At 62.0% G+C, this 24,174-nt stretch carries 30 protein-coding genes; 15 read left to right on the top strand and 15 right to left on the bottom strand.

The features are described 5' to 3' along the window. From DOM32_RS13315 to DOM32_RS13265, 11 genes are all read right to left on the bottom strand, one after another. A partial coding sequence (locus DOM32_RS13315; protein WP_277354969.1) for an acyl-CoA thioesterase occupies positions 1-259 on the bottom strand: 259 nt, incomplete at its 3' end. Between the two features lie 70 nt (positions 260-329). Next, entirely contained in the window at positions 330-1,685 is a 1,356-nt protein-coding gene (gene mgtE / locus DOM32_RS13310; protein WP_071232903.1) for a magnesium transporter, read from the bottom strand. Positions 1,686-1,793: 108 nt separating this feature from the next. After that, positions 1,794-2,063 carry an HPr family phosphocarrier protein gene (locus DOM32_RS13305; protein ID WP_071232902.1) on the bottom strand — a complete coding sequence of 90 codons (270 nt, stop codon included), beginning with the start codon at positions 2,061-2,063 and terminating at the stop codon, positions 1,794-1,796. After that, the gene (gene rapZ / locus DOM32_RS13300; protein ID WP_110635245.1) at positions 2,050-3,006 is read right to left on the bottom strand and encodes an RNase adapter RapZ; all 957 of its coding nucleotides are present in this window, start codon (positions 3,004-3,006) and stop codon (positions 2,050-2,052) included. Before rapZ ends, DOM32_RS13305 begins: the two co-directional genes overlap by 14 nt. Before the next feature lie 2 nt (positions 3,007-3,008). After that, positions 3,009-3,491 carry a PTS IIA-like nitrogen regulatory protein PtsN gene (ptsN, locus tag DOM32_RS13295; RefSeq protein ID WP_071232971.1) on the bottom strand — a complete coding sequence of 161 codons (483 nt, stop codon included), beginning with the start codon at positions 3,489-3,491 and terminating at the stop codon, positions 3,009-3,011. 9 nt (positions 3,492-3,500) lie between these two features. Further along, a complete protein-coding gene (gene hpf, locus DOM32_RS13290) occupies positions 3,501-3,809 on the bottom strand; it encodes a ribosome hibernation-promoting factor, HPF/YfiA family (protein ID WP_071232900.1) in 309 nt (102 codons plus the stop codon). 131 nt (positions 3,810-3,940) lie between these two features. Further along, on the bottom strand, positions 3,941-5,374 hold the full coding sequence (locus DOM32_RS13285) for an RNA polymerase factor sigma-54 (RefSeq protein ID WP_110635243.1): 1,434 nt from the start codon (positions 5,372-5,374) through the stop codon (positions 3,941-3,943). Between the two features lie 149 nt (positions 5,375-5,523). Continuing rightward, a complete protein-coding gene (gene lptB / locus DOM32_RS13280; RefSeq protein ID WP_071232898.1) occupies positions 5,524-6,249 on the bottom strand; it encodes an LPS export ABC transporter ATP-binding protein in 726 nt (241 codons plus the stop codon). A 100-nt stretch (positions 6,250-6,349) separates the two neighbouring features. Then, a complete protein-coding gene (gene lptA, locus DOM32_RS13275; protein WP_110635240.1) occupies positions 6,350-6,892 on the bottom strand; it encodes a lipopolysaccharide transport periplasmic protein LptA in 543 nt (180 codons plus the stop codon). Then, complete coding sequence (gene lptC / locus DOM32_RS13270; protein WP_244179923.1) at positions 6,889-7,518, bottom strand: LPS export ABC transporter periplasmic protein LptC; 630 nt, start codon at positions 7,516-7,518, stop codon at positions 6,889-6,891. The genes lptA and lptC overlap by 4 nt, the downstream gene beginning before the upstream one ends. Positions 7,519-7,709: 191 nt before the next feature. Then, positions 7,710-8,720 (bottom strand): KpsF/GutQ family sugar-phosphate isomerase, encoded by a 1,011-nt coding sequence (locus DOM32_RS13265; RefSeq protein ID WP_110635234.1) that lies wholly within the window; start codon positions 8,718-8,720, stop codon positions 7,710-7,712. Between the two features lie 221 nt (positions 8,721-8,941). On the opposite strand from DOM32_RS13265, the gene DOM32_RS13260 reads away from it, so the two are divergent. The 9 genes from DOM32_RS13260 (at position 8,942) to hisD (ending at position 16,111) form a co-directional block, all read left to right on the top strand. After that, positions 8,942-9,757: an ATP-binding cassette domain-containing protein gene (locus tag DOM32_RS13260; protein ID WP_071232894.1), complete on the top strand. Its 816-nt coding sequence runs from the start codon at positions 8,942-8,944 to the stop codon at positions 9,755-9,757. Continuing rightward, positions 9,754-10,536 (top strand): lipid asymmetry maintenance ABC transporter permease subunit MlaE, encoded by a 783-nt coding sequence (mlaE, locus tag DOM32_RS13255; RefSeq protein ID WP_110635231.1) that lies wholly within the window; start codon positions 9,754-9,756, stop codon positions 10,534-10,536. The genes DOM32_RS13260 and mlaE overlap by 4 nt, the downstream gene beginning before the upstream one ends. Then, on the top strand, positions 10,533-10,994 hold the full coding sequence (gene mlaD / locus DOM32_RS13250) for an outer membrane lipid asymmetry maintenance protein MlaD (protein WP_087717932.1): 462 nt from the start codon (positions 10,533-10,535) through the stop codon (positions 10,992-10,994). The genes mlaE and mlaD overlap by 4 nt, the downstream gene beginning before the upstream one ends. A 26-nt stretch (positions 10,995-11,020) precedes the next feature. Next, entirely contained in the window at positions 11,021-11,713 is a 693-nt protein-coding gene (locus tag DOM32_RS13245; protein WP_416221232.1) for an MlaC/ttg2D family ABC transporter substrate-binding protein, read from the top strand. Then, positions 11,710-12,072 carry an STAS domain-containing protein gene (locus tag DOM32_RS13240; protein ID WP_110635228.1) on the top strand — a complete coding sequence of 121 codons (363 nt, stop codon included), beginning with the start codon at positions 11,710-11,712 and terminating at the stop codon, positions 12,070-12,072. The genes DOM32_RS13245 and DOM32_RS13240 overlap by 4 nt, the downstream gene beginning before the upstream one ends. 145 nt (positions 12,073-12,217) lie before the next feature. Next, positions 12,218-12,472: a BolA family protein gene (locus DOM32_RS13235; RefSeq protein ID WP_110635225.1), complete on the top strand. Its 255-nt coding sequence runs from the start codon at positions 12,218-12,220 to the stop codon at positions 12,470-12,472. A 57-nt stretch (positions 12,473-12,529) separates the two neighbouring features. After that, positions 12,530-13,792, top strand: a complete 1,263-nt coding sequence (murA, locus tag DOM32_RS13230) for a UDP-N-acetylglucosamine 1-carboxyvinyltransferase (protein WP_110635222.1) — start codon at positions 12,530-12,532, stop codon at positions 13,790-13,792. 285 nt (positions 13,793-14,077) lie between these two features. Next, on the top strand, positions 14,078-14,725 hold the full coding sequence (gene hisG / locus DOM32_RS13225; protein ID WP_071232888.1) for an ATP phosphoribosyltransferase: 648 nt from the start codon (positions 14,078-14,080) through the stop codon (positions 14,723-14,725). Between the two features lie 75 nt (positions 14,726-14,800). After that, positions 14,801-16,111 (top strand): histidinol dehydrogenase, encoded by a 1,311-nt coding sequence (gene hisD, locus DOM32_RS13220; protein ID WP_071232887.1) that lies wholly within the window; start codon positions 14,801-14,803, stop codon positions 16,109-16,111. A gap of 73 nt (positions 16,112-16,184) precedes the next feature. On the opposite strand, the gene DOM32_RS13215 is transcribed toward hisD, so the two are convergent. Next, entirely contained in the window at positions 16,185-17,480 is a 1,296-nt protein-coding gene (locus DOM32_RS13215) for a Do family serine endopeptidase (RefSeq protein ID WP_110635219.1), read from the bottom strand. A 285-nt stretch (positions 17,481-17,765) separates the two neighbouring features. Between DOM32_RS13215 and DOM32_RS13210 the strand changes: the two genes are divergently transcribed. Further along, complete coding sequence (locus tag DOM32_RS13210) at positions 17,766-18,524, top strand: Nif3-like dinuclear metal center hexameric protein (RefSeq protein WP_110635217.1); 759 nt, start codon at positions 17,766-17,768, stop codon at positions 18,522-18,524. 128 nt (positions 18,525-18,652) lie between these two features. Here the strand turns inward: DOM32_RS13210 and DOM32_RS13205 are convergent, their stop codons facing one another. Further along, entirely contained in the window at positions 18,653-19,105 is a 453-nt protein-coding gene (locus tag DOM32_RS13205) for a Z-ring associated ZapG family protein (protein WP_071232885.1), read from the bottom strand. 186 nt (positions 19,106-19,291) lie between these two features. Between DOM32_RS13205 and zapE the strand changes: the two genes are divergently transcribed. From zapE to DOM32_RS13180, 5 genes are all read left to right on the top strand, one after another. Beyond that, positions 19,292-20,473, top strand: coding sequence for a cell division protein ZapE (zapE, locus tag DOM32_RS13200; RefSeq protein ID WP_244179922.1), 1,182 nt, complete (start codon positions 19,292-19,294; stop codon positions 20,471-20,473). A gap of 229 nt (positions 20,474-20,702) precedes the next feature. Then, positions 20,703-21,131, top strand: a complete 429-nt coding sequence (gene rplM, locus DOM32_RS13195) for a 50S ribosomal protein L13 (RefSeq protein WP_071232883.1) — start codon at positions 20,703-20,705, stop codon at positions 21,129-21,131. Positions 21,132-21,142: 11 nt separating this feature from the next. Next, positions 21,143-21,532 (top strand): 30S ribosomal protein S9, encoded by a 390-nt coding sequence (rpsI, locus tag DOM32_RS13190; protein ID WP_071232882.1) that lies wholly within the window; start codon positions 21,143-21,145, stop codon positions 21,530-21,532. A 191-nt stretch (positions 21,533-21,723) separates the two neighbouring features. Further along, positions 21,724-22,350, top strand: coding sequence for a glutathione S-transferase N-terminal domain-containing protein (locus tag DOM32_RS13185; RefSeq protein ID WP_110635214.1), 627 nt, complete (start codon positions 21,724-21,726; stop codon positions 22,348-22,350). Between the two features lie 35 nt (positions 22,351-22,385). Next, a complete protein-coding gene (locus DOM32_RS13180) occupies positions 22,386-22,886 on the top strand; it encodes a ClpXP protease specificity-enhancing factor (protein ID WP_110635211.1) in 501 nt (166 codons plus the stop codon). 117 nt (positions 22,887-23,003) lie between these two features. Here DOM32_RS13180 and DOM32_RS13175 read toward each other — a convergent pair whose 3' ends face one another. Then, positions 23,004-23,558 carry a BON domain-containing protein gene (locus DOM32_RS13175; RefSeq protein WP_071232879.1) on the bottom strand — a complete coding sequence of 185 codons (555 nt, stop codon included), beginning with the start codon at positions 23,556-23,558 and terminating at the stop codon, positions 23,004-23,006. Positions 23,559-23,563: 5 nt separating this feature from the next. Continuing rightward, on the bottom strand, positions 23,564-24,157 hold the full coding sequence (locus DOM32_RS13170; protein WP_071232878.1) for a phosphoheptose isomerase: 594 nt from the start codon (positions 24,155-24,157) through the stop codon (positions 23,564-23,566). Positions 24,158-24,174 lie beyond the last annotated feature (17 nt).

Genomic DNA, 24,174 nt, shown 5'->3' with positions numbered 1-24,174 from the left:
GCACGTGGCATTCCAGCGTGATCGAGGTGGTGCCGAAGTGCGTGGCGGTAATGCCGAGTTCGATGATATCCCCCTGGCGAGCGCTGGAGACGAAGTTGATCTCGGAGATGTACTTCGTCACGACCTGGGCATTGCCCAGTTGGATGATGGCGTAGATCGCGGCTTCTTCGTCGATCCAGCGAAGCAGGCTTCCGCCGAACAGTGAACCGTTGGGATTGAGATCCTCGGGCTTGATCCATTTGCGGGTATGAAAGTTCATCCGCTGCTCCTCGTTGGCATCACCCGGCGTCGTGGCCCGCCTGGGTTCGATGATCGGGCCTGCCGGGTCGTTACAGGTAAAAGGCGGTCGCCAGACCCAGGAAGGCGACGAAGCCGACCACGTCGGTAATGGTCGTCAGCAGCACGCCGCCGGACAGCGCCGGGTCGATCTTGAATTTCTTGAGCAGTACCGGGATCAGGGTGCCGGCCATCGTGGCGACGGTCAGGTTGATGACCATCGCCATGGCGATGATCTGCCCCAGCCGGATGTCGTCGAAGCGGAAGACCGACATGGTGCCCACGACCACGGCCCAGATCAGGCCGTTAGTCATGCCGACGAGCAGTTCGCGGATCAATAGCCAGCGCACGTTGGCGCCGGAGACGTGGCCCAGCGCAATGCCGCGAATCAGCACGGTCAGCGTCTGCGAGCCGGCGATGCCGCCCATGCTGGAGACGATCGGCATCAGCACCGCGAGGGCCGCGATCTGCTGAATGGTGTCCTCGAAGAAGCCGATGGCGATGGAGACGATCGTTGCCGCGATCAGGTTGATACCGAGCCAGAACGCCCGGCGACGGCTCGTTCGCAGCGCCGGGGCGAAGGTGTCTTCGTCCTCGTCGAGACCGGCCATGCTCATGACCTGGTGCTCGGCATCCTCGCGGATGACGTCGACCACGTCGTCGATGGTGATACGGCCGAGCAGTTTGCCGTCGATGCCGACCACCGGCGCCGAGATCAGGTCATGCTTCTGGAACAGCGTCGCGACGTCGCTGTCCGAGGCGGTGGCCTGTATCGAGTGGAAGTCGGTTTCCATGACCTCGCGCACCAGCACCGAGACATCGGAGACCAGCAGGCGGTTGAGCGACAGAATGCCGATCAGCTCGTCACGACGCGTGACGACCAGCAGGGTATCGGTGGCATCGGGCAGGCGCTCGTGGCGGCGCAGGTAGCGCAGGACCACATCCAGCGTGATATCCGGACGAATGGTGATCGCGTCCGGGTTCATCAGGCCGCCGGCGGTGTCCTCCGGGTAAGAGAGGACCGCTTCGACCCGCTGGCGCTCCTGCGCCTCCATCGACTGGAGGACTTCCTGGATGACGGTATTGGGTAGCTGCTGCAGCAGGTCGGCGAGGTCGTCGACATCGAGACCCTCGGTCGCCGTCAGCAGCTGTTCGGCATCCATGCGGTTGAGGAATTCGATCTGGACGTCATCGCCCAGATACTGCAGCACGTCGCCATGCAGCTCGGGGTCCAGCAGGCCCCAGAGAATCTCGCGTTCCTTGGGCGGGCTGGACTCGAGCAGATGGGCGACATCCACCGGCGCCAGGCCGCGATTGAGCATGCGCCGTGCCTGATCCAGCGCGCCGCTTTCAAGAGCTTCGTTGAGCTTGGCCAGCCGTGGCTGCAGCTTTTCGGGATTATTGCTCATCCTGAACGGTCATCCTTGAACGACTGGCGGGATGAGCATTCTACCATCGTCGAGCAAAATGACGAGGATGGAAAACGCTGTTCACGAACGCTGTGGAAGGAGCGGGAGCTACTCGTCCTCGTGGAAACGCGCCTCGAAAAGCTCGATGATGGCCTCCATGGCGGCGTCTGCATCGTCGCCTTCGGTCGTCACGGTCAACTCGGTGCCGCAAGGCGCGGCCAGCATGAGTAGAGACATGATATTGGCGGCATCGGCCTGGCGTTCACGGTGATGAATCGCCACACGGACGGCGAAGGGCTGGCAGCATTGGACCAGTTTGGTGGCGGCGCGGGCATGCAGTCCGCGACGATTGGTCAGGCGAAGTTCACGTGTCGGCATCGCGCTTGAGTGATCCTGCGTCTTTTGATGGTGCATCCTGCGGCGCCGGCTCTCGCGGTGTGGAATCCTGCGAGAGGGCGGTATGGATACCGAGTTCGCGATGGCGAAGTCGGATGTCGGCGGATTCATGGTGGAAATGGCGGGCCAGGCGCTCGATCAGGTAGACCGAACGGTGCTGGCCACCGGTGCAACCGATCGCCACCGTCAGATAGCTGCGGTGACTGGCCAGGTAGGCCGGCAGCCAGCGGTCCAGCCAGGCATGGATGTCGCCGGCCATGGCGTGGACGTCGGGATAGGTTTCCAGAAATTCGACGATCTGGGCGTCGCGGCCGTCATAGGCACGCAACCCGGGATCCCAGAACGGGTTGGGCAGGCAGCGCGCGTCGAACACCATGTCGGCATCCAGCGGCACGCCACGTTTGAAGCCGAAGGATTCGAAGGTCAACGTCAAACGGCCGCCGGTGTGCCTGGCGACCTGTTCTCCGATCCGTGCACGCAGTTCGTGGACCGAGAGCCCCTGAGTATCGATCACCAGATCGGACATGCGGCGAATCGGTGCAAGATATTCCTGCTCGTGATCGATCGCCTCGGCCAAGGTCATGTCGTTGCCGCGGGTCAGCGGGTGGCGTCGTCGGGTCGCCGAGTAGCGTTCCAGCAGAATCTTGGCATCGGCGGTGAGATAGACGACCTGCGTGTCGATCCCGCGTTCACGTACTGCGTTCAACAGGACCGGGAAGCGCTCCAGCGCTTCCGGCAGGTTGCGGGCATCGATACTGACCGCCACGTTGGGGCGTGTGGGCGGGGCGCTGCGCAGTTCGTCGATCAGTGGCGCCAGCAGGTTGGCCGGGAGGTTGTCGATGGCATAGTAGCCCAGGTCTTCCAGTGCCTGCAGGGCGATCGATTTTCCCGAACCGGAGCGACCACTGATGATGACGAGTTGCATCTCTAGTAGCCGTTATCGCTGGGTTGGTGATGACGGATGGCATCGATCAGCGCGTCGTGCAGCGCTTGCTGAGTCTCTGCGTGACGCAACTGCTGTCTGACGCTGCCCTGATTCATGACGCCGGCGACTTCGGCCAGTAGCGAAAGGTGGGTATCGTCCGCTTCCTCCGGTACCAGCAGCACGAATACCAGATCCACCGGTTCACCATCGATCGCGTCAAAGTCGATGGCGTCCTTCAGGCGCATGAATCCCGCGATCGGCCCCTTGCAGTGAGGGCTGCGCGCGTGGGGGATGGCAACGCCGTTGCCGATCCCCGTGCTGCCCAGTCGCTCACGGCCGATCAGGCGGCTGAAGACTTCCTGGCTGTCCAGGCTGGGTGTGTTTTGGGCGATGAAGGTGCTGAAAAATTCCAGCAGACGTTTTTTGCTGCCCCCCGTGACCCCGTAAAGGGTGCGTTCGGGAGGCAGAATGCTTTCCAGTGTCATCATCAGGCGTTAACGGGCGCCGGCGCCTTGGGCGCGGGCTTGTGCCTTCTCTTTGTGTTTGACCAGTTGACGGTCGAGTTTGTCGGCCAGTGAATCGATGGCGGCATACATGTCGGTATCGCTGGCTTCGGCGTGCAGATCGCCGCCTGCGGCATGCAGGGTACAGGCTGCCTGTTGGCGCTCCTTCTCGACACTCAGGGTGACCTGAACATTGGTGATGTTGTCGTAGTGACGCTCCAAACGAACGAGTTTTTCTCCGACATAGTCCCGGAGGGCATCGGTCAGCTCGACATGGTGGCCGGTAACGTTCACTTGCATGACACACTCCTGTTGCGGCAGATGGCACTTTTGATTGTAACCCTTTTCAGGTCACTGCAAAGGCATCGTGATCCATATCGCCCGGTTTGGCGAGCCCTGGATCGATTTTGCCTCGTCGTGCAGTCGGGACGTCAGGAAAGGCGCTTGCGTTCGCTGGACGAGGGAATGCCCATGGCTTCCCGATATTTGGCCACGGTGCGCCTGGCAACGCAGATATCGGACTGGGCAAGCAATTCGACCAATTTGCTGTCCGAGAGCGGCTTCCTGGGGGGCTCTTCGCCGATGAACTTCTTGATCCGGGCGCGAATCGCCGTGCTCGAATAGCTGTCGCCTTCCCCGCGCTGACCGCCCACCTGGCTCGAGAAGAAGTACTTGAGCTCGAACACGCCGCGTGGCGTGTGGATGTACTTCTGGGTCGTGACACGGGAAATCGTCGACTCGTGCATGTCGACGCTACCGGCGATATCGGCCAGGATCAGCGGCTTCATGGCTTCTTCGCCGCGCTCGAGGAAATCGACCTGGCGCGACATGATCTCCCGGCCGACACGCAGCAGCGTGTCGTTGCGGCTCGACAGGCTCTTGAGCAGCCAGCGGGCCTCTTGCAGATGCTGGCGCAGGAAGGTGTTGTCGTCACTCTTGTCGGCGCGCTTGATCAGGGCGGCGTAGTCGGGCTGGATGCGCAGACGCGGCAGCGCCTCGGCGTTGAGCTCGATGCGCCAGCCCTCGGGGGAGGGCGTGGCGACGAGGTCGGGAATCACGTAGTCGTCGCGGCTGGTATCGAAGCGCTGCCCGGGGCGTGGTTCGAGCGTGCGGATCATTGCGATGACGCTGTCGAGTTCGTCGTCCTCGAGCCGCAGTCGGCGTTTGAGCAGTCGCCGATCGTTGCCAGCCAAGGCCTCGAGAAACTGGCGCACCAGGCGTTTGGCTTGTGGCAGCAGCGGGGTATCCGTGTCCAGCGTGCCGAGCTGGAGCAGCAGGCATTCGCGCAGGTCGCGGGCGCCGACCCCGGTGGGGTCGAACTGCTGCAGGCGCATCAGCATGTGTTCGAGATCCGCCGTGGTCACGCGGTCGCCGCGCTGGGTGCGGAGGCTGAGGGCCAGCTCGTCGAGCGAGCCGGTGAAGTAGCCGTCGTCATTGATCGCGTCGATCAGACATTCGCCCAGCTCGCGCTCGCGGTCGTCGAAATCGCCCATCGCCATCTGCCACAAAAGGTGGTCGTGCAGACTGGTGGCAGCGGCGTTGCGGTCGAAATCCGGCGCCTCTTCGCTGCCACTGCTGCTGCCCAGCGATCCGGCGGTGGCGTCCTGATAGGTGTCGCTCCAGTCGCTGTCGAGCGCCAGCTCTTCGGGAATGTCGCTGGACCAGTCGTCTTCCGGCGTCTCCTGGGTCTCCTGCTCCGAGTACTGCTCTTCCAGCTCCAGCATCGGATTGGATTCGAGCGCTTGTTGAATCTCCTGGCACAGGTCGAGCGTCGACAGCTGCAGCAGTTGAATCGCCTGCTGAAGCTGAGGCGTCATGGTCAACTGCGTGCCGACTCTGAGTTGCAGCGAAGGCTTCATGGACATGGCGAAACGGACGTCATAATCAACGAGGGAATAGCCACGTTACTGATTGATCTGACGACATGCAACGATTTATGCAAGAAACATGCCACTAAGGGCGGCTCAGGCAGGGCTGGCCGCCGGAAAGAAGCAGGATAGGGCGGGAAATCGGATTATAACCGGAATTCGTGGCCAAGATAGACGTCGCGAACGCGCTGGTTGTCGAGGATGGCATCCGGGCGGCCCTCGGCAATGATCTGTCCGTCGCCGACGATGTAGGCGTTGTCGCAGATGTCCAGCGTTTCGCGCACGTTGTGATCGGTGATGAGAACGCCGATCTCCCGGTCGCGGAGCTGGCGGATGATGCTCTTGATATCGCCGACCGAGATCGGATCGACGCCGGCGAAGGGTTCGTCGAGCAGGACAAAGGCCGGCTCCGTGGCCAGCGCGCGGGCGATCTCGACGCGCCGGCGTTCGCCGCCGGACAGGCTCATGCCGAGGTTGTCGCGAATATGGTCGACGTGAAAATCGGCGAGCAGCCGCTCGAGCTGTTCGCGTCGTCCGGCGCGGTCCAGATCCTTGCGCGTCTCGAGAATGGCCATGATGTTGTCGGCGACGCTCAGTTTGCGAAAGATCGAGGCTTCCTGCGGCAGATAACCGATCCCGGCTCGGGCCCGGTCGTGCATCGGTGCACGGCTGAGGTCGTGGTCGTCGATATGAACGCTGCCGGCATCGGCCTTGACCAGGCCGACGATCATGTAGAAGGAGGTGGTCTTGCCGGCGCCGTTGGGGCCGAGCAGGCCAACGATGCTGCCCTGGCGCAGGGTCAGGCTGAAATCGTGGACGACGCGACGTCCTTTGTAGCTCTTGGCCAGATTGGCGGCCGTTAGCGTTTTCATGGATACGGTCCTTGTGGCGACGCGGCGCAGAGCGATTCGGGCCCAGTGAGCATGGTCGGAAACAGAGCCCGAATCTTCTCTGGAGTCATGACTGTAAGAACTATTGGGACGGCTGCTCGGAAGCGTTGCGCGGCGTGAGGGTCATGCGAACGCGACCGTCGCCGCTGCCGTCGCCGTCCTGGCTGGAACGAGCCTGGACGCGGCGCGAGTCGAGATAGTATTCGACGTAGGCGCCATCGAAGGTGTCGCCGGCCTGATGCAGTTCGGCGTTGCCGACCAGTTCCACGCGGCGCTCGGCGGCATGATAGATGACGGTATCGCCCCACCCCTTGACGATCGCTTCGTCGGGGGCCGGCCGCTGTTCGAGATAGGCGCGCTCGCCACCGCCGCCCTTGGCTGTGACCTGGCTGACCTGGCCGTCGTCGGCTCGCTGGATGTCCACGCGTGCGGCCTTCAGGTTCATGCTGCCTTGCTGAATGTCGACGCTGCCGGTATAGACCGCGGTACCCTGACGGTCGTCGAGCTCGAGCTGGTCGGCGGCGATCTCGATCGGCGCGCTGGCATCGCTTTCCAGTGCCATGGTCGGAAGGCTGGTGAAGCCCAGCGCGGTAAGCACCAGGAGTTGGCCGAGTTCTCGCCTCATGATCCTTGATCCTCAGATTGCTGTGACTGGGATTGCTGTGATTGGGATTGCTGTGGCAGGTACCCCTGCACGTTGTCGGTCAGGCGCATGCGGTCTTCGTCGATCCAGGCGTCGAAGCGATCACCGCGCATGCGCTGGTCATGCTGACGTAACACGGAAGACGTGTCACTCCATGCGTGGGCTTCGCGATTGTCGTAATGCAGTGTCTGCGTTTCCAGGCTCCATGCCTGTTCGGGTTGTACCAGACGTGCATTGCCTTCCAGCGTCAGCTGTTCGCCGCCCCGGCTCAACTGGCCGGTATCGCTGGTCACCTGCCATTGGCGCTGCTGGTCGTCGATGAGGTAGCCGTGGGGTGTCTCGGTACGAATGACGTCGTCTGCAGGCGTGTGTACCAGCCGCGGCGTATCCAGGCGTTGATAGGCACGCCCCTGCGCATCGAAGCGCGTCATGCTGGCATCTTCGAGGTAGTAGTCGGGCTCGCCGCCCGCCGTGTTGCTGGTGGCGGACTCCTGCTGGTCTTCGCCGCGCTGATCCAGATAGGTCAGCCCGCCACCCAGTATCAGCAGTAGCGCCAACAGGCCGAGGCGCCGCCACCAGGGTGACTGAAATCCGGCTGTCTTGGCCACGGTTGCTCCTTGTCTTAAACGAAAGCCTTGATCGAACTGGCATTGATGCATCTATGGGCTCTGACGGCTCGAACCGCATCGTTGTCCGGGTGCTGGAAACGACATGGCCATTTCATTGAGACGATGCCATCAGGGTACAACGTCGACGACGAATCAGATGTTCGACGATGAATCGGATGTTCGACGACGAATCAGATGACTCCGCTTCTCAGCAGGTCGTGCATGTGAAGCGCTCCCACGGGGACACCCTCTTCGATCACGGCCAGTGCGGTGATCCGATTGTCCTCCATGATCCTTACCGCTTCCGCGGCCAGCATGTCGGGCGTCGCCGTCTTGCCACCCCGGGTCATGACGTCGTCGACACGAAGCAGGGTGAAATCGCCGCGCTGGTCGAGCGTTCGGCGCAGATCGCCGTCGGTATAGACACCGACCAGCAGGCCGCGTTCATCGACGACGCAGGTGAACCCCATGCCCTTGAGCGTCATCTCCAGCAGCGCCTCTCGCAACGGGCTGCCGGTGGGAACGCTGGGGAGTCGGCTGCCTTCGTGCATGAGGTCGGCGACGCGCAGCAGCAGGCGTTTGCCGAGCGTGCCGCCCGGATGCGAGAGGGCGAAATCGTCGGCGCTGAAACCGCGCGCCTCGAGCAGCGCCAGCGCCAGCGCGTCGCCCATCGCCAGCGCGGCGGTGGTGGAAGAGGTCGGCGCGAGATCGTGGGGACAGGCTTCGCGGGAGACGCCAACATCGATATGCACGTCGCTGTAGCGCGCCAGGGTGGATGCCGGCCGGCCGGTCAAGCTGACCAGCGGCGCGCCGAGGCGCTTGAACAGCGGGAGCAGGCCGGTGATTTCCTGAGTTTCGCCCGAATTGGACAGGGCGATGACCACGTCGTCGCCGGTAATCATGCCGAGATCGCCGTGGCTGGCTTCGCCGGGGTGTACGTAGAACGCTGGCGAGCCGGTGCTGGCCAGGGTGGCTGCCATCTTGCGGGCGACATGGCCGGACTTCCCCATGCCGGTCACGATGAGGCGGCCACGACAGTCGAGCAGCAATCTACAGGCAGCGTCGAAACAGTCGTCGAGTTTCTCGACGAGTTCACCAATGGCCTGCTGTTCCAGTGTCAGCGTACGTCTGGCGCTGGCGCGAAAATCTAGCTTAGCGGGTTCGCTCTGGGACACGGCGGAAGCGACTCGGGGATCGGTCATGGCATGAATGTCGGTCGTGGAATGGTGGGCGCAGAGCGATTTCGGCGCGGCGCGATACGCAAGAGTATACCTTCGATCGTCTAATGATTCGTCCCTTTGCAGGATAGTTCGTCCCTTTGCAGGATAGCAGGTGTAACGGTTGTTCAGTGACGGCTGGTCGCTACCGTCAAGGTTAGGATACAATGTTCGATAATTGATCTCACTGGATTGGTGGATGCTGCATGGATGATCCGATTATGGTCGAGGTCAAGGATCTGCATTTTTCCCGCGGCAACACGGATATCTTCCGTGGTGTCGACTTGCAGATTCCGCTCGGCAAGATAACCGCCATCATGGGGCCCAGCGGAACCGGCAAGACGACACTGCTGAAGTTGATCGGTGGTCAGCTGGTGCCGGACAGGGGGCAGGTTCTGATCGACGGCCAGGACGTACACCAGCTATCGCGGCGTTCGCTTTTCAAGCTGCGCCGTCGCATGGGCATGCTGTTTCAGAGCGGCGCACTGTTTTCGGACCTCGACGTGTTCGAGAACGTCGCGTTTCCGCTGCGTGTACATACCGAGCTGCCGAACGCCATGGTGCGTGACATCGTGCTGATGAAGCTTCAGGCGGTCGGGTTGCGTGGCGCACGCCATCTGATGCCATCCGAACTGTCCGGCGGCATGGCTCGACGGGTGGCGCTGGCTCGCGCGGTGGCGCTGGATCCGGATCTGGTGCTCTACGACGAACCTTTCGTCGGCCAGGATCCGATTTCGATGGGGGTATTGGTGCAGTTGATCAAGAAGGTCAACCAGGCGCTTGGGCTGACCGCCGTGATGGTCTCCCATGACATCAAGGAGACGCTGTCGATCGCGGACTACGTCTACATCATCGCCGATGGCAAGGTCATGGCGCACGGCACTCCGCAGACGCTGGACGTCAATGATGACGCCCATGTGAAACAGTTCGTGCATGGCGAACCCGACGGCCCGGTGCCGTTCCATTACCCGGCACCGGATTTCTTCGACGACATCCTGGCGCCGGCGGGGCAGTTCTCATGATGCGACATATCCATGCGCTCGGGCGGGCGACGCTCGATATCGTGAGTTCGATCGGCCGGGCCGGGCTGTTTCTGATCCAGTCGATCGTTTGCCTGCCGTCTCGCGAGGGCTTTCATCTTTGGGTCCGACAGATGCACTTTGTCGGCGTGATGTCGGGGGCGATCGTGCTGGTGTCGGGGCTGTTCATCGGCATGGTGCTGGCGCTACAGGGCTTTACCATCCTGGTCGGCTTTGGCGCCGACGAGGCGCTGGGGCAGATGGTGGCGTTGTCGTTGGTTCGTGAGCTGGCTCCCGTGGTCGCCGCGCTGCTGTTCGCCGGCCGTGCGGGATCGGCGCTGACCGCCGAAATCGGCCTGATGAAAGCCACCGAGCAGCTCACCAGCATGGAGATGATCGGCGTCGATCCGCTGCGTCGCATCGTGGCGCCTCGACTCTGGGCCGGTTTCGTCTCGTTGCCCATTCTGACGGTGATGTTCGCCGTGGTCGGCATCTGGGGCGGGTATCTGGTCGGCGTCGACTGGCTCGGCGTCTACGAGGGCTCCTACTGGAGCAACATGCAGGACAGCGTCGACTTCGTCGACGATGTGCTCAACGGCATGATCAAGAGCTTGGTGTTCGGGCTGGTCGTGACCTGGATCGCGGTCTTCCAGGGCTATGACCTGATTCCCACCTCGGAAGGTATTTCGCGCGCGACCACCCGCACGGTGGTATACGCCTCGCTGGCGGTATTGGGCCTCGATTTCGTGCTCACCGCGCTGATGTTTGGAGACCTCGGATGAAGCGCAACAACTTGTTGGAACTGGGCGTCGGCATTTTCATGCTGGCAGGCATTCTGGGGCTGGTGTTCCTCGGGCTCAGGGTCAGCGGTCTGGGCGTTGGCGTGCCCAACGACACCTTCACGCTGACGGCCAATTTCGCCAACATTGGCGGGTTGCGGCCGCAATCCAAGGTCACCATGTCCGGTGTGCGCGTCGGCAAGGTGACCAATATCCAGCTCGACCCCAAGTGGTTCGATGCCAAGGTCACCATGGAGCTGGATTCGGAATACGAAGGCAAGCTTTCCAATGACACCACCGCGGCCATTCTGACCTCCGGCCTGCTGGGCGAGCAGTACATCGGCCTGACCGTGGGCGGGGCGCCGGAGATGCTGCATGACGGTGATGTCATCCACGACACCCAGCAGGCGCTGGTGCTGGAGGAACTCATCCAGCAGTTCGTGTCGAACATGGCCAATTGATTTCAGATGAGGAGTCGATGATGAAAATGAGTTTTGCGCGGTATGACTCGGCGGCGCCGAAGCGCGTCTCAGGCCTGAGCAGGGCCTGGATGGCGGGTGTTGCCCTCGTTGCGATGTGTCTGGCGAGCGTCGCGCCGGTGGCCCAGGCCCAGCAATCGCCGACCCAGGTGATTCAGCAGAGTGTCGATTCGCTGATGTCCGAGCTGGAGGGCAAGAAGGACTACTATGCTCAGCACGATGGTGAGCTCGCCAAGCTCGTCGATACCAACATGGCGGAAGTGGCCGATTTCCGTTACATCGGCGCCAGCGTCATGGGGCGCTATTTCCGTGGTGCCACGCCGGAGCAGCGGTCTCGGTTCGTCAACGTCTTCCGCAAGACATTGATCGACACCTATGCCAAGGGGCTGGTGACGTTCGACTACCAGACGCTCCGGGTGAAGGAGAGCGAGAACGCCGGACGCTACGAGGATCAGGCATCGGTCCCCATGGAGGTGGTTTCCACCAGTGGTGAAACCTTCCCGGTCAATTTCACGCTGCGCCAGAACGATGGCCAGTGGAAGGTGATCAACGTGATCGTCAATGGCATCAACCTCGGCCTGACGTTCCGTAACCAGTTCGATCAGTCGATGCGTGACAACAATCGTGACATCGAGACCGTGATCAACAACTGGGCGCCGGAAGTCGGTACCGACGAGCTTGAAAAGGGCGGCGACGCGTGAGTCTGCTGCTCGAACGCGAGGACGCCACGCTGGAAGTCGTCGACGGCAACGTGCTGACGATTCGCGGCGAGGCGGACTTCGACAGCGCTGGCCCGCTGGCCCAGGCGGGGCGCCACTGGCTGGCGGATCAGCCGGAAAGCGCCAAGGTCTCCTTCGACCTGACCGGCGTGCAGATCCCCAGCAGCGCGGTACTCAGCGTGCTGCTGGTGTGGGTGCGTAGCGTGCAGCGTCACTCGCTGAGCCTGCAGCGGGTGGCGCTGTCATCGGCCTTGAAACGGCTGATGGATATCACGGAACTGGCGCCGCTGCTGCCGGCCGTCGAGACGACCTGCGTCGAACCGATGCAGACACCGCGTTAGATACACGATCCGCAGTCCTTGAGTGAAACGGTGGCTTGCGGCGTTTTTGCACGCCGCCAAGATCGCCAAGACGGGGCGCTTTCCGCTACCATGTGGCGCTTTCCCTGCGCATCCGGCGCAGCAGCCACAAGGGAGCCCGATCGTCATGCAACCCAGCGATGTCAAAAGCCGTCTCGAAAGTCAGATCGATGGCTGTGAATTTCATATCCAGGGCGAAGGCTGCAACTTTCAGGTCATCGCCGTGGGCGAGGTTTTCGAGGGCATGAGCCCGGTCAAGCGCCAGCAACTGATCTACGGTGCCCTGGCCGACGAGATCGCCTCCGGCGCGCTGCACGCCATCAGCATCAAGACGTATACGCCTGCCCAGTGGGAAACGGCGCCCGAGAATCCCGGCGTCTGATCTTCCTTCTGGGCCTCTCGGGCCGGTCATCTCTATTCGATTCTATAGCGAACCTTCATGGACAAGCTGATCATCACCGGTAATGGGCCGCTCGATGGCGAGGTCTGGGCCAGCGGGGCGAAGAATTCCGCGCTGCCGATTCTGGCCTCGACGCTACTTGCCGACGAGCCCGTTACCATCGGCAACCTGCCGCACCTTCAGGACATCACCACGACGCTCGAACTGCTCGGTCGAATGGGCATCGAGCCGGTCATGGGCGAGAAAATGAGCATCCAGATCGACGGTTCACAGGTGCGCGATTGCCACGCACCTTATGAATTAGTCAAGAAGATGCGCGCTTCGATTCTGGTGCTCGGTCCGCTGCTGGCGCATTTCGGTACCGCCGACGTGTCGCTGCCGGGGGGCTGCGCCATCGGCTCCCGGCCGGTCGACCTGCATATCCGAGGGCTCGAGGCGATGGGGGCCGACATTACCGTCGAGGGGGGGTACATCCGAGCCCGCGTCGATGGCCGGCTCAAGGGTGCCACGATCTTCTTCGATACCGTGACCGTGACCGGCACCGAGAATCTGCTGATGGCGGCCACGCTGGCCGAGGGCACGACGATCCTCGAAAATGCCGCGCGCGAGCCGGAAGTGGTCGATCTGGCCGAGTGCCTGGTCGCCATGGGCGCCAATATCCGTGGGCAGGGCACCGATACCATCACCATCGAAGGTGTCGAGCGCCTCCACGGCTGCCACTATGATGTGATGCCGGACCGTATCGAGACGGGGACGTTTCTCGTCGCCGCCGCCGCGACCGGTGGGCGGGTTCGCGTGCGCAAGACCCGCGCGGACATCATGGAGGCGGTGCTGGCCAAGCTCGAGGAAGCCGGGGCGACCATCACCACCGGCGAGGACTGGATCGAGCTCGACATGGGCGGGCGCCGGCCCAAGGCCGTCAACCTTCGTACCGCGCCCTATCCGGCTTTCCCCACCGACATGCAGGCGCAGTTCGTGGCGCTGAATGCGGTGGCCGAAGGGACCGGCACGGTGGTCGAGACGATCTTCGAGAACCGCTTCATGCACGTGCAGGAGCTCAATCGCATGGGGGCGCATATCGCTCTCGAGGGCAACACGGCGGTCGTGACCGGTGTCGAAAAGCTGTCCGGCGCGCCGGTGATGGCGACCGATCTGCGGGCTTCGGCAAGCCTGGTCATCGCGGCGATGGTGGCTCAGGGTGAGACGATGGTAGACCGGATCTATCACATCGACCGCGGCTACGAGTGCATCGAAGAGAAATTGCAGCTACTGGGCGCGCGCATTCGTCGCGTGCCGGGTTAGGGTCTGTTGCCGTTTCATGCACGGCCGCGCCGGAGCCAGCTTTTGTTCGGGGCAAGGCGTGAGGAGTGTGATTTGGTCGTTCCCAATGAGCGACGAATAACGCAGCGCCGTGCAAAAACTGGCCCGGCCCTTCGGATTGTGCGGCAAATGGTGCCATGCGGCGTTGCGGGATTGGAAAAGGGAACCACCCTGCTCTGCATTCCGCGCCTGGCCTGGCACCATTTGGCGCAGCAACGCGGTTCGCGCTGAAATGACAACGGACCCTAGGCGACGGCAAGAGAGAACATGAGCAACCAACTGATTCTGGCCCTGTCCAAGGGCCGTATCCTCGAAGAGACCCTGCCGCTGCTGGCGGATGCGGGCATCACGCCGGCGGACGATTTCGGCAAGAGCCGCAAGCTGCTGTTCGATACCAATCTGCCGGACGTCAAGCTGGTGGTCATTCGTGCCGTGGATGTGCCGACCTACGTGCAACTGGGCGCGGCCGATCTTGGCGTAGCCGGCAAGGACGTTCTGCTGGAGCATGGTGCCGAGGGACTCTACGAGCCGCTCGATTTGGGGATTTCACGCTGCCGCTTGATGACGGCGGGTATCGTGGGTGCGCAACCGGCGCATGCCAAGCGGCGAGTCGCGACCAAGTTCGTCAATGTGGCGCGCCGCTATTACGCGGAGCAGGGCATCCAGGCCGAAGTGATCAAGCTCTACGGGGCGATGGAACTGGCGCCGTTGATGAACCTGGCGGACGAGATCGTCGATATCGTCGATACCGGCAACACCCTGCGCGCCAATGGCATGGAACCGCGTGAATTGATCGAGAACATCAGCACGCGACTGGTGGTCAACAAGGCGTCGATGACGATGAAACACGAGCGGTTGAGGCCGCTGATCGAGCGCCTGCGTCAAGCCGTGGCATCGCGTCTTCCGGCCGCCTGAGACGTCGATCCGTCAGGCGTGCCTGGCGTGCCGGTCGGTGGACGGCGATCGGCCGAACGTAGAGAGAATGCAAAGATGAGCCAAACGACTACCATTGCCCGCCTCACCACGCGGGATACCGATTTCGATACGCGTCTCGAGTCACTGCTGGCCTGGGAAGGTGTCTCCGACCATGAGGTCGGGGAGCGGGTCGCGGAGATTATTGCCGCCGTTCGCCAGCGCGGTGACGACGCCGTGATCGAGTACACCAACCGTTTCGACCGTCTGTCCGCCACCGACATGTCCGAGCTGACGATCGGCCCGGCACGTCTCGAGGCGGCATTCGAGAGCGTGCCGACGGAACAGCGCGAGGCGCTGCGGCATGCCGCCGAGCGCATCCGGCTCTACCATGAGCGCCAGAAGCCGGAATCCTGGCAGTACAGCGAGCCGGATGGCACCGTGCTGGGCCAGAAGGTGACACCGCTCGATCGGGTCGGTATCTACGTACCCGGTGGCAAGGCCGCCTATCCCTCGTCGGTACTGATGAATGCCGTGCCGGCGCACGTCGCCGGCGTGCGCGAGATCATCATGGTCGTGCCGACGCCGGATGGCATCGTCAACGAACTGGTACTGGCCGCGGCGCACCTTGCCGGGGTCGACCGGGTGTTCACGCTGGGTGGCGCCCAGGCCGTGGCGGCGCTGGCTCATGGCACTCGGAGCGTTCCTCGGGTCGACAAGATCGTCGGGCCGGGCAATATCTATGTGGCGACGGCCAAGCGCGCGGTATTCGGACAGGTGGGCATCGACATGATCGCCGGTCCCTCCGAGATCCTGGTCGTTTCCGATGGCGGGACCGATCCCGACTGGCTGGCAATGGACCTGTTTTCCCAGGCCGAACATGATGAAGACGCGCAGGCGATTCTCGTCACCTGGGATGCCGAACATCTCGAAGCAGTCCAGGCGTCCATAGAGCGGCTGCTGCCGACCATGGAGCGCGAGGCGATCATCCGTGAATCGCTGGCGCGGCGCGGCGCGCTGGTGCTATGCGACGGCCCCGAACAGGCGGTCGAGCTGATCAACCGGATCGCTCCCGAGCACCTGGAGCTTTCCGTGGAGGCGCCGCAGGAGATGGCAGCGAAGGTGCGTCATGCCGGGGCGATCTTCATGGGGCGCTACACCGCGGAAGTGCTGGGTGACTACTGTGCTGGCCCCAACCACGTGCTGCCGACTTCCGGCACGGCACGCTTTTCGTCGCCGCTGGGTGTCTACGATTTCCAGAAACGCTCTTCACTGATTCAGTGCTCCCCGGAGGGAGCCGATACGCTGGGCCGGACCGCCTCCGTGCTGGCGCGAGGGGAGTCGCTGACGGCTCACGCACGCTCGGCGGAGAATCGCCTCAAGCGCTGAGCAGCCACCACCGTTCGGACCTGTTCGATCGCCGCCCTTGCCGGGGCGGCGATGTCGTTTCTGGCCTATGACGCTATGGAGAGGTGCCTTCCGTGTCGGTGCCTGGCGCAGGGGAGGCTGAATCATCGGCGTCCGCCGGTGCATTGGCTTGACGGGCGGCATCGTGGCCGGGCTCGACAGGTTGCGGGCGCTCGCCGACGGTCAAGGTGATCTCCCGCTTTTCACCGCCCCGGACGATGGTCAGCGGGAGCTGGGCGCCGGGCGGAATTTCGGCAATGTCGACCTGGGTTTCCCGCGGGTCGAGGATCGGCTTGCCATCGATCGCCAGCAGAATATCGCCGGGTCTTAGCCCAGCCTCGTCTCCAGGGCCGCCGGGCACCACATTGGCGATGATGACTCCGCTCAGTGTCTTGAGGCCGAACGAGGCGGCCAGGTCCGGGGTCATCTGCTGGGCGTCGATGCCCAGCCAGCCGCGGATGACACGTCCGTGGGTCACGATGTCGTCGAGGATGCCGCGTGCCAGATTGGCCGGAATCGCGAAGCCGATGCCCTGCGAGCCGCCGGAGCGGGAAAAGATCGCCGTATTGATACCGATCAGAGAGCCGTTGGCATCCACCAGCGCGCCGCCGGAATTGCCCGGGTTGATGGCAGCATCGGTCTGGATGAAATCTTCATAACGGCTCAGACCGAGGTGATCGCGTCCGGTGGCGCTGATGATGCCCATGGTCACGGTCTGGCCGACGCCAAAGGGGTTGCCGATGGCCAGCGTGACGTCGCCGATGGCAATGTCTTCCGAATTGCTCAGTTTGATGACCGGCAGGTTCTTTAGGTCGATCTTGAGTACGGCCAGATCGCTGTCCGGATCGGTTCCGATGACTTGGGCGATGGCTTCACGACCATCTCGCAGCGCGATCTGGATCTGGTCGGCGTCATTGATGACGTGGTTGTTGGTCAGGATGTAACCTTCTTCGCTGACTACCACGCCGGAGCCGAGGCTCGACAGCATGCGCTGGCGCTGCGGCATGTTCTTGCCATAGAACTGGCGGAAGAAGGGGTCCGACATCAATGGGTGCTGGCTGGTGTCGACGACGCGCGACGAGTAGACGTTGACGACCGCGGGGGCGGCGCGGTTGACGGCCCGGGAATAGCTGACCGGGCCTTCGTGACGATCCAGTGCCGGCGCGTCGACGACATCGGGTGGCGGCCGTTCGGCATTCTGTGAGCCGGTCGTGGTGGCGATGCCGGCTGGCCGGGAGGTCTCCTCGGGTGCGCCCCGTCCCAACAAGGAAGGAAACGCGTAGAGCAAGACGACGGCAAGCAGAATGCCGCAAAGGGCGGGCCACAGATAAGCGGCTAGGTGGCGGCACATGTGCTGAGTCCTTAGACTGAAAACCCGAGTGGTCTCGTGAAATCCGTGTTGCCGTGTCACCGAACCGATATGTCATCCTTGCGACTCGAGGACGCCGCAAGGCGGTTTGTCGGAGCCTCGCTGGCTGCGGCAAGCGACCGAATATGCAATCACGTCAGGCTCGTCGATCGAGAGGAGACGAGTTAGAGAAACGACGTCCGTCACCACATCTCGCAACGTGGGCGAGACCATGGCGACAAGTGACACAAGTGTAACATTCACCAAGGCTTTTCGCTGGGAGACAGTATGATTTCGCGGCAGACGCTACAGGCGGCTATCGATACGGAGCTGCGTACCGATGCGTTCAAGGATTACACGGTCAATGGGTTGCAGGTAGAGGGACGGGAATCGATCGGCCGGATTTTGACCGGAGTGACGGCCTGTCAGGCACTGCTGGACGAGGCCGTCGCGTGGGGAGCCGATGCCGTGCTGGTGCACCATGGGTATTTCTGGAAGAACGAGCCGGTCAGCGTGACGGGGATGAAGCGCCGTCGTTTCGCTACCTTGTTGAACAACGATCTCAACCTGCTGGCCTATCACCTGCCTTTGGATGCACACCTCACGCTGGGCAATAACGCCTGTCTGGGGCGGCGGCTGGGCTTCGAGGTGGAGCGTTGTCTCGATGGCGAGCTTGGGCAGGGGCTGCTGTGGATGGGCAAGCCCGACACCGAACTGGATAGCCGGGCGCTTGCGGCTCGCATCGAGCAGGCGCTGGGCCGCACGCCTCTGTTGATCGAAGGGCATGTTGGCACCATCCGCAACGTGGCCTGGTGTACCGGCGGCGCGCAGGACATGCTGCCGCTGGCGGCCGAGGCGGGGGTGGACGCTTTCATTTCCGGCGAGATTTCCGAACGTACCACGCACATGGCGCGCGAGATGGGCATTACCTACCTTGCAGCGGGGCACCATGCCACCGAACGAGACGGTATCCAGGCTTTGGGCGAGTGGTTGAAAGGCCGCTTCGGCATCGAGCACCGTTTCGTGGATATCGACAATCCGGCGTGAAGGGAGAAGGCCGGCATGAAGGAGGAAAGTCGGCGTGAAGAGGGAAGAATAGGAAGGGAAAGAATATAAGGTGAAGGATAGATGGGACGGCCCGTCGGTAGCCGGTTTCGACTGCCGACGGGGAGACATCAATAGCGAGGCGGCTGGGGAGCGCTATCCTGCTGTTCGGCCGTCTTGCGCTGACGGACGCCATAATCCTCGGCTAGAGTGCCGCCTGTGCCATCGGCGTAGTCACGCGGTACCTGCGGCGCATCGACGTCTTCGCTTTCGTCCTGAGTGCCGTGCAGCCGGCGTTTCAGCTTGAGGTCATCGACCAGCTTGTCCGCGCCATTGATCAGATGCTGCTCGAGATCGTGGCTCTGGCGCTGAATGCTGGAAGCCAGATCGGCCACTTTGGCAAAGTGATCGTTCAGGGCATCCTTGACCTGGTTGAGTTCCAGTTCGGTCTCGGCCAAGCGCTGGCGCACTTTCTGGTTGCGGGCCACGTTGGCATTCAGCAGATGGTAACAAAGGGCGCCGATACCGATGCCCGCCAGGAAGCAGGCGATTGCCAGAATCCAGTCGATATTGCTTTCGTTCACAATGCGCTCCTCGTCGTCGTGCTGGGCACGACCTTTCTCATAGACCGTTCTTAAGGTCGGTGCGGTGCCATTATATCGACCCGCTCGGCTACCGGGTCAAACCTTCCTTGTCTGACTGCCACTGTCAAGACTTTCGTCGGAGGTTATAATGCCGCCACCTGTTTCGACCGAGGCCAAGATACCGCCATGAGTTCTCCCCAGTCTGCGACGTCAAATTCGAACACCATGACGCCGATGTCTCGCTACCGCGCCGATCTGGAACGTGATGACTTCAGCTACGACGCCGCGCAGGAGAATGCCGTCAAACATCTGCAGCGTCTGTATGACGATCTCCAGCGAACCCCGGCTCCCAGGCCGTCCGCCGCTGTCTCCGGAGAGTCGAAGCTCTCCAAGATGGCGGGACTGTTCGGCAAGCGCAAGGCATCGGAGCCCCAGGCACCCGAGAAGCCGCAGGTGATGGGACTCTACTTCTGGGGCGGTGTGGGTCGCGGCAAGACCTACCTGGTCGATGTGTTCTACGAATCGTTGCCGTTCGATCGTAAGATGCGAACGCACTTCAACCGGTTCATGCAGCGCGTGCATCGCGAACTCGAGGTGCACAAGGGCGAAAAGAATCCGCTGACCCGGATCGCGGCCAAGTTCGCCGGCGAGGCGCGCGTGATCTGCTTCGACGAGTTCTACGTCAAGGACATCACCGATGCGATGATCCTGGGCAATCTCATGGAAGCGCTGTTCGCGCAGGGCGTCGTGCTGGTGGCGACTTCGAATATCGTGCCTGACGATCTCTACAAGGACGGCCTGCAGCGGAGCCGGTTTCTTCCGGCAATCGATCTGCTCAAGCGCCACTGCGAGGTGGTCAATGTCGATTCCGGCGTGGACTATCGCCTGCGAGCGCTCGAGCAGGTCGAGATATTCCATTCCCCGCTCGATGCCGATGCCGAAAAGCAGCTGGCGAAGAGTTTCCGTTCGGTGGCCGGTAGCGAGGGGCAGTGCGATGAGACGCTGACAGTCAACCATCGCAAACTGACGACGCGCCGTCGCCATGAAGGCGTCGTCTGGTTCGATTTCAAGATGCTCTGCGACGGACCGCGCAGCCAGAACGATTACATCGAGCTGTCGCGGGAATTTCATACCGTGCTGGTGTCGGATGTGCCGCGCATGGGCGGGAGCAACGACGATCAGGCGCGGCGCTTCATCAGCATGGTCGACGAATTCTACGATCGCGCGGTCAAGCTGCTGCTCTCCGCGGAGACCGAGGTCGAATCGCTCTACACGGGGGGCAACCTCAGTTTCGAATTCGAGCGTACGCTGTCGCGCCTTCAGGAAATGCAGTCGCGGGACTATCTGGCGCTGGCGCACAAGCCGTGAACCAGGTCGAGGCCGATCGACAGAAGTGGCCCAAGAATGGTCGCGTAGCAAATTGCAAGTCGATCTTTCGTCGCTCGTCGGGCTCGTGTACAATGCGCGCTCTTCGATCCGTTGCCGTCCGAATGGAAGCTGCTCTGCAGCCTTCGGTGGACGAGCAACCCAAGAAAAATAGGGATGGCCGAGAAGCATTCGCTTCGACGCCCAAATACGCTTATTTGGTGAAACACTCATGAAGACGTTCAGTGCCAAGCCGCATACCGTGCAGCGCGATTGGTATGTCGTTGATGCATCGGGCAAGACGCTCGGTCGTCTGGCGACAGAAATCGCTCGCCGCCTGCGTGGCAAACACAAGCCGGAATACACCCCGCACGTCGATACCGGCGATTACATCGTCGTCATCAACGCCGAGAAGGTGCATGTGACCGGTAACAAGGCGCAAGCCAAGAACTACTACCGTCACACTGGTTACCCGGGCGGTCTGCGTACCATGTCGTTCGAGAAGCTGATCGACCATGCGCCGGAGCGAATCATCGAAGGCGCCGTCAAGGGCATGCTGCCCAAAGGTCCGCTGGGTCGTGCCATGCACGCCAAGCTCAAGGTGTATGCCGGTACCGAGCATCCGCACGCCGCGCAGCAGCCGCAAGAACTGAACATCTGAGGGTAACCGTCATGGCACAACAGTATTACGGCACCGGGCGTCGCAAGACTTCTACCGCTCGTGTGTTTCTCAAGCCGGGCACCGGCAAGATCACCATCAACGATCGCGAGCTGGGCGAGTTCTTCGGCCGCGTCACCGCGCAGATGGTCGTGCGTCAGCCGCTGGAGCTGACCGAGACTACCGGCCAGTTCGACGTCTACGTCACGGTCAAGGGTGGTGGTGGTTCCGCTCAGGCCGGTGCGATTCGTCACGGCATCACGCGTGCGCTGATGGAATACAACGAAGAGCTGCGTCGTCCGCTGCGTGCGGCTGGCTACGTGACCCGCGATGCTCGTGAAGTCGAGCGTAAGAAAGTGGGTCTGCGCAAGGCACGTCGTCGTCCGCAGTTCTCCAAGCGCTGATCCTGCAGGATCGCCTCTGCGCTCAACGCCCGACTTATTCAGTCGGGCGTTTTGCTGTTGGTACGTGGTTATTGGTGCGTGGCTATTGGCACGTGACACGTATGCATTCGAGCTTCCTGTGGTCGGCGAGGCGCCCGGCCGGGTTGCCCGTCGTGGTATCATGGTCGTTGAATTAATGCGAGGAAAGTCTCATGGGTGTAGTGGCCAAGCGATCGTCGATGATCTTTTACTCCGGTAGTGAGGATCATTTCAGCCATCGCGTCAGAATCGTGCTGGCGGAAAAGGGCGTGGCTGTCGATATCCTGGACGTCTCGGCCGACGAGCATAACGCTGAACTGGCGGATCTGAATCCCTACAACAGCGTGCCTACGCTGCTGGATCGTGATCTGGTGCTCTACGAGTCCAAGGTCATGATGGAATATCTCGATGAGCGTTTCCCGCATCCGCCGCTGTTGCCGGTCTACCCGGTGGCGCGTGCGCAGAGCCGTCTGTGGATGCATCGCATCGAGCGTGAATGGTGTCCGCTGGTAGAGCAGATCCAGCAAGGTTCCAAGAAGGACGCCGAAAAGGCGCGCAAGGAATTGCGTGAAAGCCTGACCGGGATCTCGCCCATCTTCGAAGACATGCCGTTTTTCATGAGCGAAGAGTTCACCCTGGTGGATTGCTGCATCGCACCGATCCTGTGGCGTCTGCCGGCACTGGGCGTCGAGTTGCCGGAAAAGCAGGTCGCTCCGTTGATGAATTACATGGAGCGGGTCTTCGCGCGTGATGCTTTCAAGGTGGCGCTATCCGAATCCGAACGTGAGATGCGTAGCTGAACGGCGCCTGTCGTAAGCTGCCTGAAGGAGATGACATGCTGACTAGCCGTCCCTATCTGGCAAGAGCTCTTTATGAGTGGTTGCTGGATAACGAGCAAACACCGTATATCGTGGTCGATGCCGGGAAGCCCAACGTCAAGGTGCCGCAACAATTCGTGCAGAATGGTCAGATCGTGCTGAACATCGCACCGGCGGCCGTGCGCGATTTGATGATCGACAATGCGGCGGTCACTTTCGGGGCGCGCTTCAGCGGTCAGCCGATGCAGGTCGTCGTGCCGATGGATGCCTTGATCGCTATCTACGCTCGCGAAAATGGTGTGGGTATGGTCTTCGGCCAGGAGCCGGTCATGCCGAGCTTCTCGGATGGAGAAGAGGAGGCGGAGAGGGAAGACGAGGGGCGTCCGTCGCTGGAAAGCGTCGAGAACCGTTCGGAAAGCACCTCTTCGAAGCCATCCGAATCTGCCGACGAGGAGAGCGGTGGCGAAGCGCCAAGCCGGCCGGAGAAGGGCAAGCCGTCGTTGCGTATCGTCAAGTAAGCTGCCGTTTGCGGTTGTCGCTGTGCCTGTTTTCATGCCAGTGACGGACCGGGATCACAAAAAGCCGCTGCCGNNGGCAGCGGCTTTTTTTGTCGCGGGTCGAGACCCGTCGAGTGATTAGTTGAGGTATTCGAATACCTTGACGATGCGCTGGACGCCGCCCACGCCGGAGGCGGCGGCGGTTGCCTGGCTGGCTTGCTGTTGCGTGACGAGCCCCATCAGGTAGACCGTGCCATTTTCGGTAATGACGCGAATCAGATTGGCGTCCAGGTCCTCGTTGGCGACCAGGTTGGCCTTGATGCGCCCGGTGATCCAGGTGTCGGTCATGCGCTGACTGACCGGTGTGTTGGCCGATACCATCAGCTCGTTATGGACCTGCCGAACGCTGCGCACGTTACGGGCGATTTCCGTGGCGCGCTGCTTGAGCTCGTCGCTGGGCACCTGCCCGGTCAGCAGAACATTGCTGTTGTAGCTATCGACATTGACGTGGGCGTCGCCGTAACGAGCGTCCGCGGCATTGAGGGCGTCGAAGATCTTGCTCTGGATGCTGCTGTCTTCGACCTTGGCGCCAGGCGTACGCTCGGCATAGTTCTCTGGCTGGCTTCCGGTGGCGCATCCGCCAAGCGTCAGCAGGCCGATCAGACAGGAGGAAGCGATCAGTGTCTTCTTCATGGGTCTCACTCGTTGCTGCCAAATAGCTGTTGGTCGATCAGATCACACAAGCAGTGAATGACCAAGAGATGAACTTCTTGAATTCGTGCGGTGGAGGTTGCCGGAACGCGAATTTCGCAATCTTCCTGGCCCAGTAACGAGGCCATGTCTCCACCGTCGCGCCCCGTCAGGGCAACGACGCTCATTTCCCGATCGTGCGCTGCCTGGATGGCCTGGACCACGTTGGCCGAATTGCCACTGGTCGAAATCGCCAGCAGGATGTCGCCTGGCTGGCCCAGCGCCCGGATCTGCTTCGAGAAAACATCATTATAGCTGTAATCGTTGGCGATCGAGGTCAGGGTCGAGGTGTCGGTCGTCAGGGCCAGTGCCGGCAGGCTCGGGCGCTCACGCTCGAAGCGGTTGAGCAGCTCGGAGGAGAAGTGCTGGCTGTCGCCAGCGCTTCCCCCATTTCCGCAGGCCAGAATCTTGCCTTCGCTGACCAGACACTGAACCATCATCTGGCTGGCGACTTCGATGAAAGGCGGCAAGACTTCACTGGCGTAGGTCTTGGTGTCGATGCTGGCGTTGAACAGGTCGAGTATGCGTGTCTGAAAATCCATGGGCTGCCTATTAGGGC

Origin of the sequence: Salinicola salarius, from assembly GCF_003206135.1 — a bacterium.
Lineage (GTDB): Bacteria > Pseudomonadota > Gammaproteobacteria > Pseudomonadales > Halomonadaceae > Salinicola > Salinicola salarius.
This window is presented reverse-complemented; position numbering and strand designations above follow the sequence as displayed.

What these genes read in the sequence shown, in the direction of transcription:
- mgtE (WP_071232903.1), bottom strand. Translation starts at nt 1,685, where the DNA reads ATGAGCAATAATCCCGAAAAGCTGCAGCCACGGCTGGCCAAGCTCAAC.
- DOM32_RS13305 (WP_071232902.1), bottom strand. Translation starts at nt 2,063, where the DNA reads ATGCCGACACGTGAACTTCGCCTGACCAATCGTCGCGGACTGCATGCC.
- rapZ (WP_110635245.1), bottom strand. Translation starts at nt 3,006, where the DNA reads ATGCAACTCGTCATCATCAGTGGTCGCTCCGGTTCGGGAAAATCGATC.
- ptsN (WP_071232971.1), bottom strand. Translation starts at nt 3,491, where the DNA reads ATGACACTGGAAAGCATTCTGCCTCCCGAACGCACCCTTTACGGGGTC.
- hpf (WP_071232900.1), bottom strand. Translation starts at nt 3,809, where the DNA reads ATGCAAGTGAACGTTACCGGCCACCATGTCGAGCTGACCGATGCCCTC.
- DOM32_RS13285 (WP_110635243.1), bottom strand. Translation starts at nt 5,374, where the DNA reads ATGTCCATGAAGCCTTCGCTGCAACTCAGAGTCGGCACGCAGTTGACC.
- lptB (WP_071232898.1), bottom strand. Translation starts at nt 6,249, where the DNA reads ATGAAAACGCTAACGGCCGCCAATCTGGCCAAGAGCTACAAAGGACGT.
- lptA (WP_110635240.1), bottom strand. Translation starts at nt 6,892, where the DNA reads ATGAGGCGAGAACTCGGCCAACTCCTGGTGCTTACCGCGCTGGGCTTC.
- DOM32_RS13265 (WP_110635234.1), bottom strand. Translation starts at nt 8,720, where the DNA reads ATGACCGATCCCCGAGTCGCTTCCGCCGTGTCCCAGAGCGAACCCGCT.
- DOM32_RS13260 (WP_071232894.1), top strand. Translation starts at nt 8,942, where the DNA reads ATGGATGATCCGATTATGGTCGAGGTCAAGGATCTGCATTTTTCCCGC.
- mlaE (WP_110635231.1), top strand. Translation starts at nt 9,754, where the DNA reads ATGATGCGACATATCCATGCGCTCGGGCGGGCGACGCTCGATATCGTG.
- mlaD (WP_087717932.1), top strand. Translation starts at nt 10,533, where the DNA reads ATGAAGCGCAACAACTTGTTGGAACTGGGCGTCGGCATTTTCATGCTG.
- DOM32_RS13245 (WP_416221232.1), top strand. Translation starts at nt 11,021, where the DNA reads ATGAGTTTTGCGCGGTATGACTCGGCGGCGCCGAAGCGCGTCTCAGGC.
- DOM32_RS13235 (WP_110635225.1), top strand. Translation starts at nt 12,218, where the DNA reads ATGCAACCCAGCGATGTCAAAAGCCGTCTCGAAAGTCAGATCGATGGC.
- murA (WP_110635222.1), top strand. Translation starts at nt 12,530, where the DNA reads ATGGACAAGCTGATCATCACCGGTAATGGGCCGCTCGATGGCGAGGTC.
- hisG (WP_071232888.1), top strand. Translation starts at nt 14,078, where the DNA reads ATGAGCAACCAACTGATTCTGGCCCTGTCCAAGGGCCGTATCCTCGAA.
- hisD (WP_071232887.1), top strand. Translation starts at nt 14,801, where the DNA reads ATGAGCCAAACGACTACCATTGCCCGCCTCACCACGCGGGATACCGAT.
- DOM32_RS13215 (WP_110635219.1), bottom strand. Translation starts at nt 17,480, where the DNA reads ATGTGCCGCCACCTAGCCGCTTATCTGTGGCCCGCCCTTTGCGGCATT.
- DOM32_RS13210 (WP_110635217.1), top strand. Translation starts at nt 17,766, where the DNA reads ATGATTTCGCGGCAGACGCTACAGGCGGCTATCGATACGGAGCTGCGT.
- zapE (WP_244179922.1), top strand. Translation starts at nt 19,292, where the DNA reads ATGAGTTCTCCCCAGTCTGCGACGTCAAATTCGAACACCATGACGCCG.
- rplM (WP_071232883.1), top strand. Translation starts at nt 20,703, where the DNA reads ATGAAGACGTTCAGTGCCAAGCCGCATACCGTGCAGCGCGATTGGTAT.
- rpsI (WP_071232882.1), top strand. Translation starts at nt 21,143, where the DNA reads ATGGCACAACAGTATTACGGCACCGGGCGTCGCAAGACTTCTACCGCT.
- DOM32_RS13185 (WP_110635214.1), top strand. Translation starts at nt 21,724, where the DNA reads ATGGGTGTAGTGGCCAAGCGATCGTCGATGATCTTTTACTCCGGTAGT.
- DOM32_RS13180 (WP_110635211.1), top strand. Translation starts at nt 22,386, where the DNA reads ATGCTGACTAGCCGTCCCTATCTGGCAAGAGCTCTTTATGAGTGGTTG.
- DOM32_RS13175 (WP_071232879.1), bottom strand. Translation starts at nt 23,558, where the DNA reads ATGAAGAAGACACTGATCGCTTCCTCCTGTCTGATCGGCCTGCTGACG.
- DOM32_RS13170 (WP_071232878.1), bottom strand. Translation starts at nt 24,157, where the DNA reads ATGGATTTTCAGACACGCATACTCGACCTGTTCAACGCCAGCATCGAC.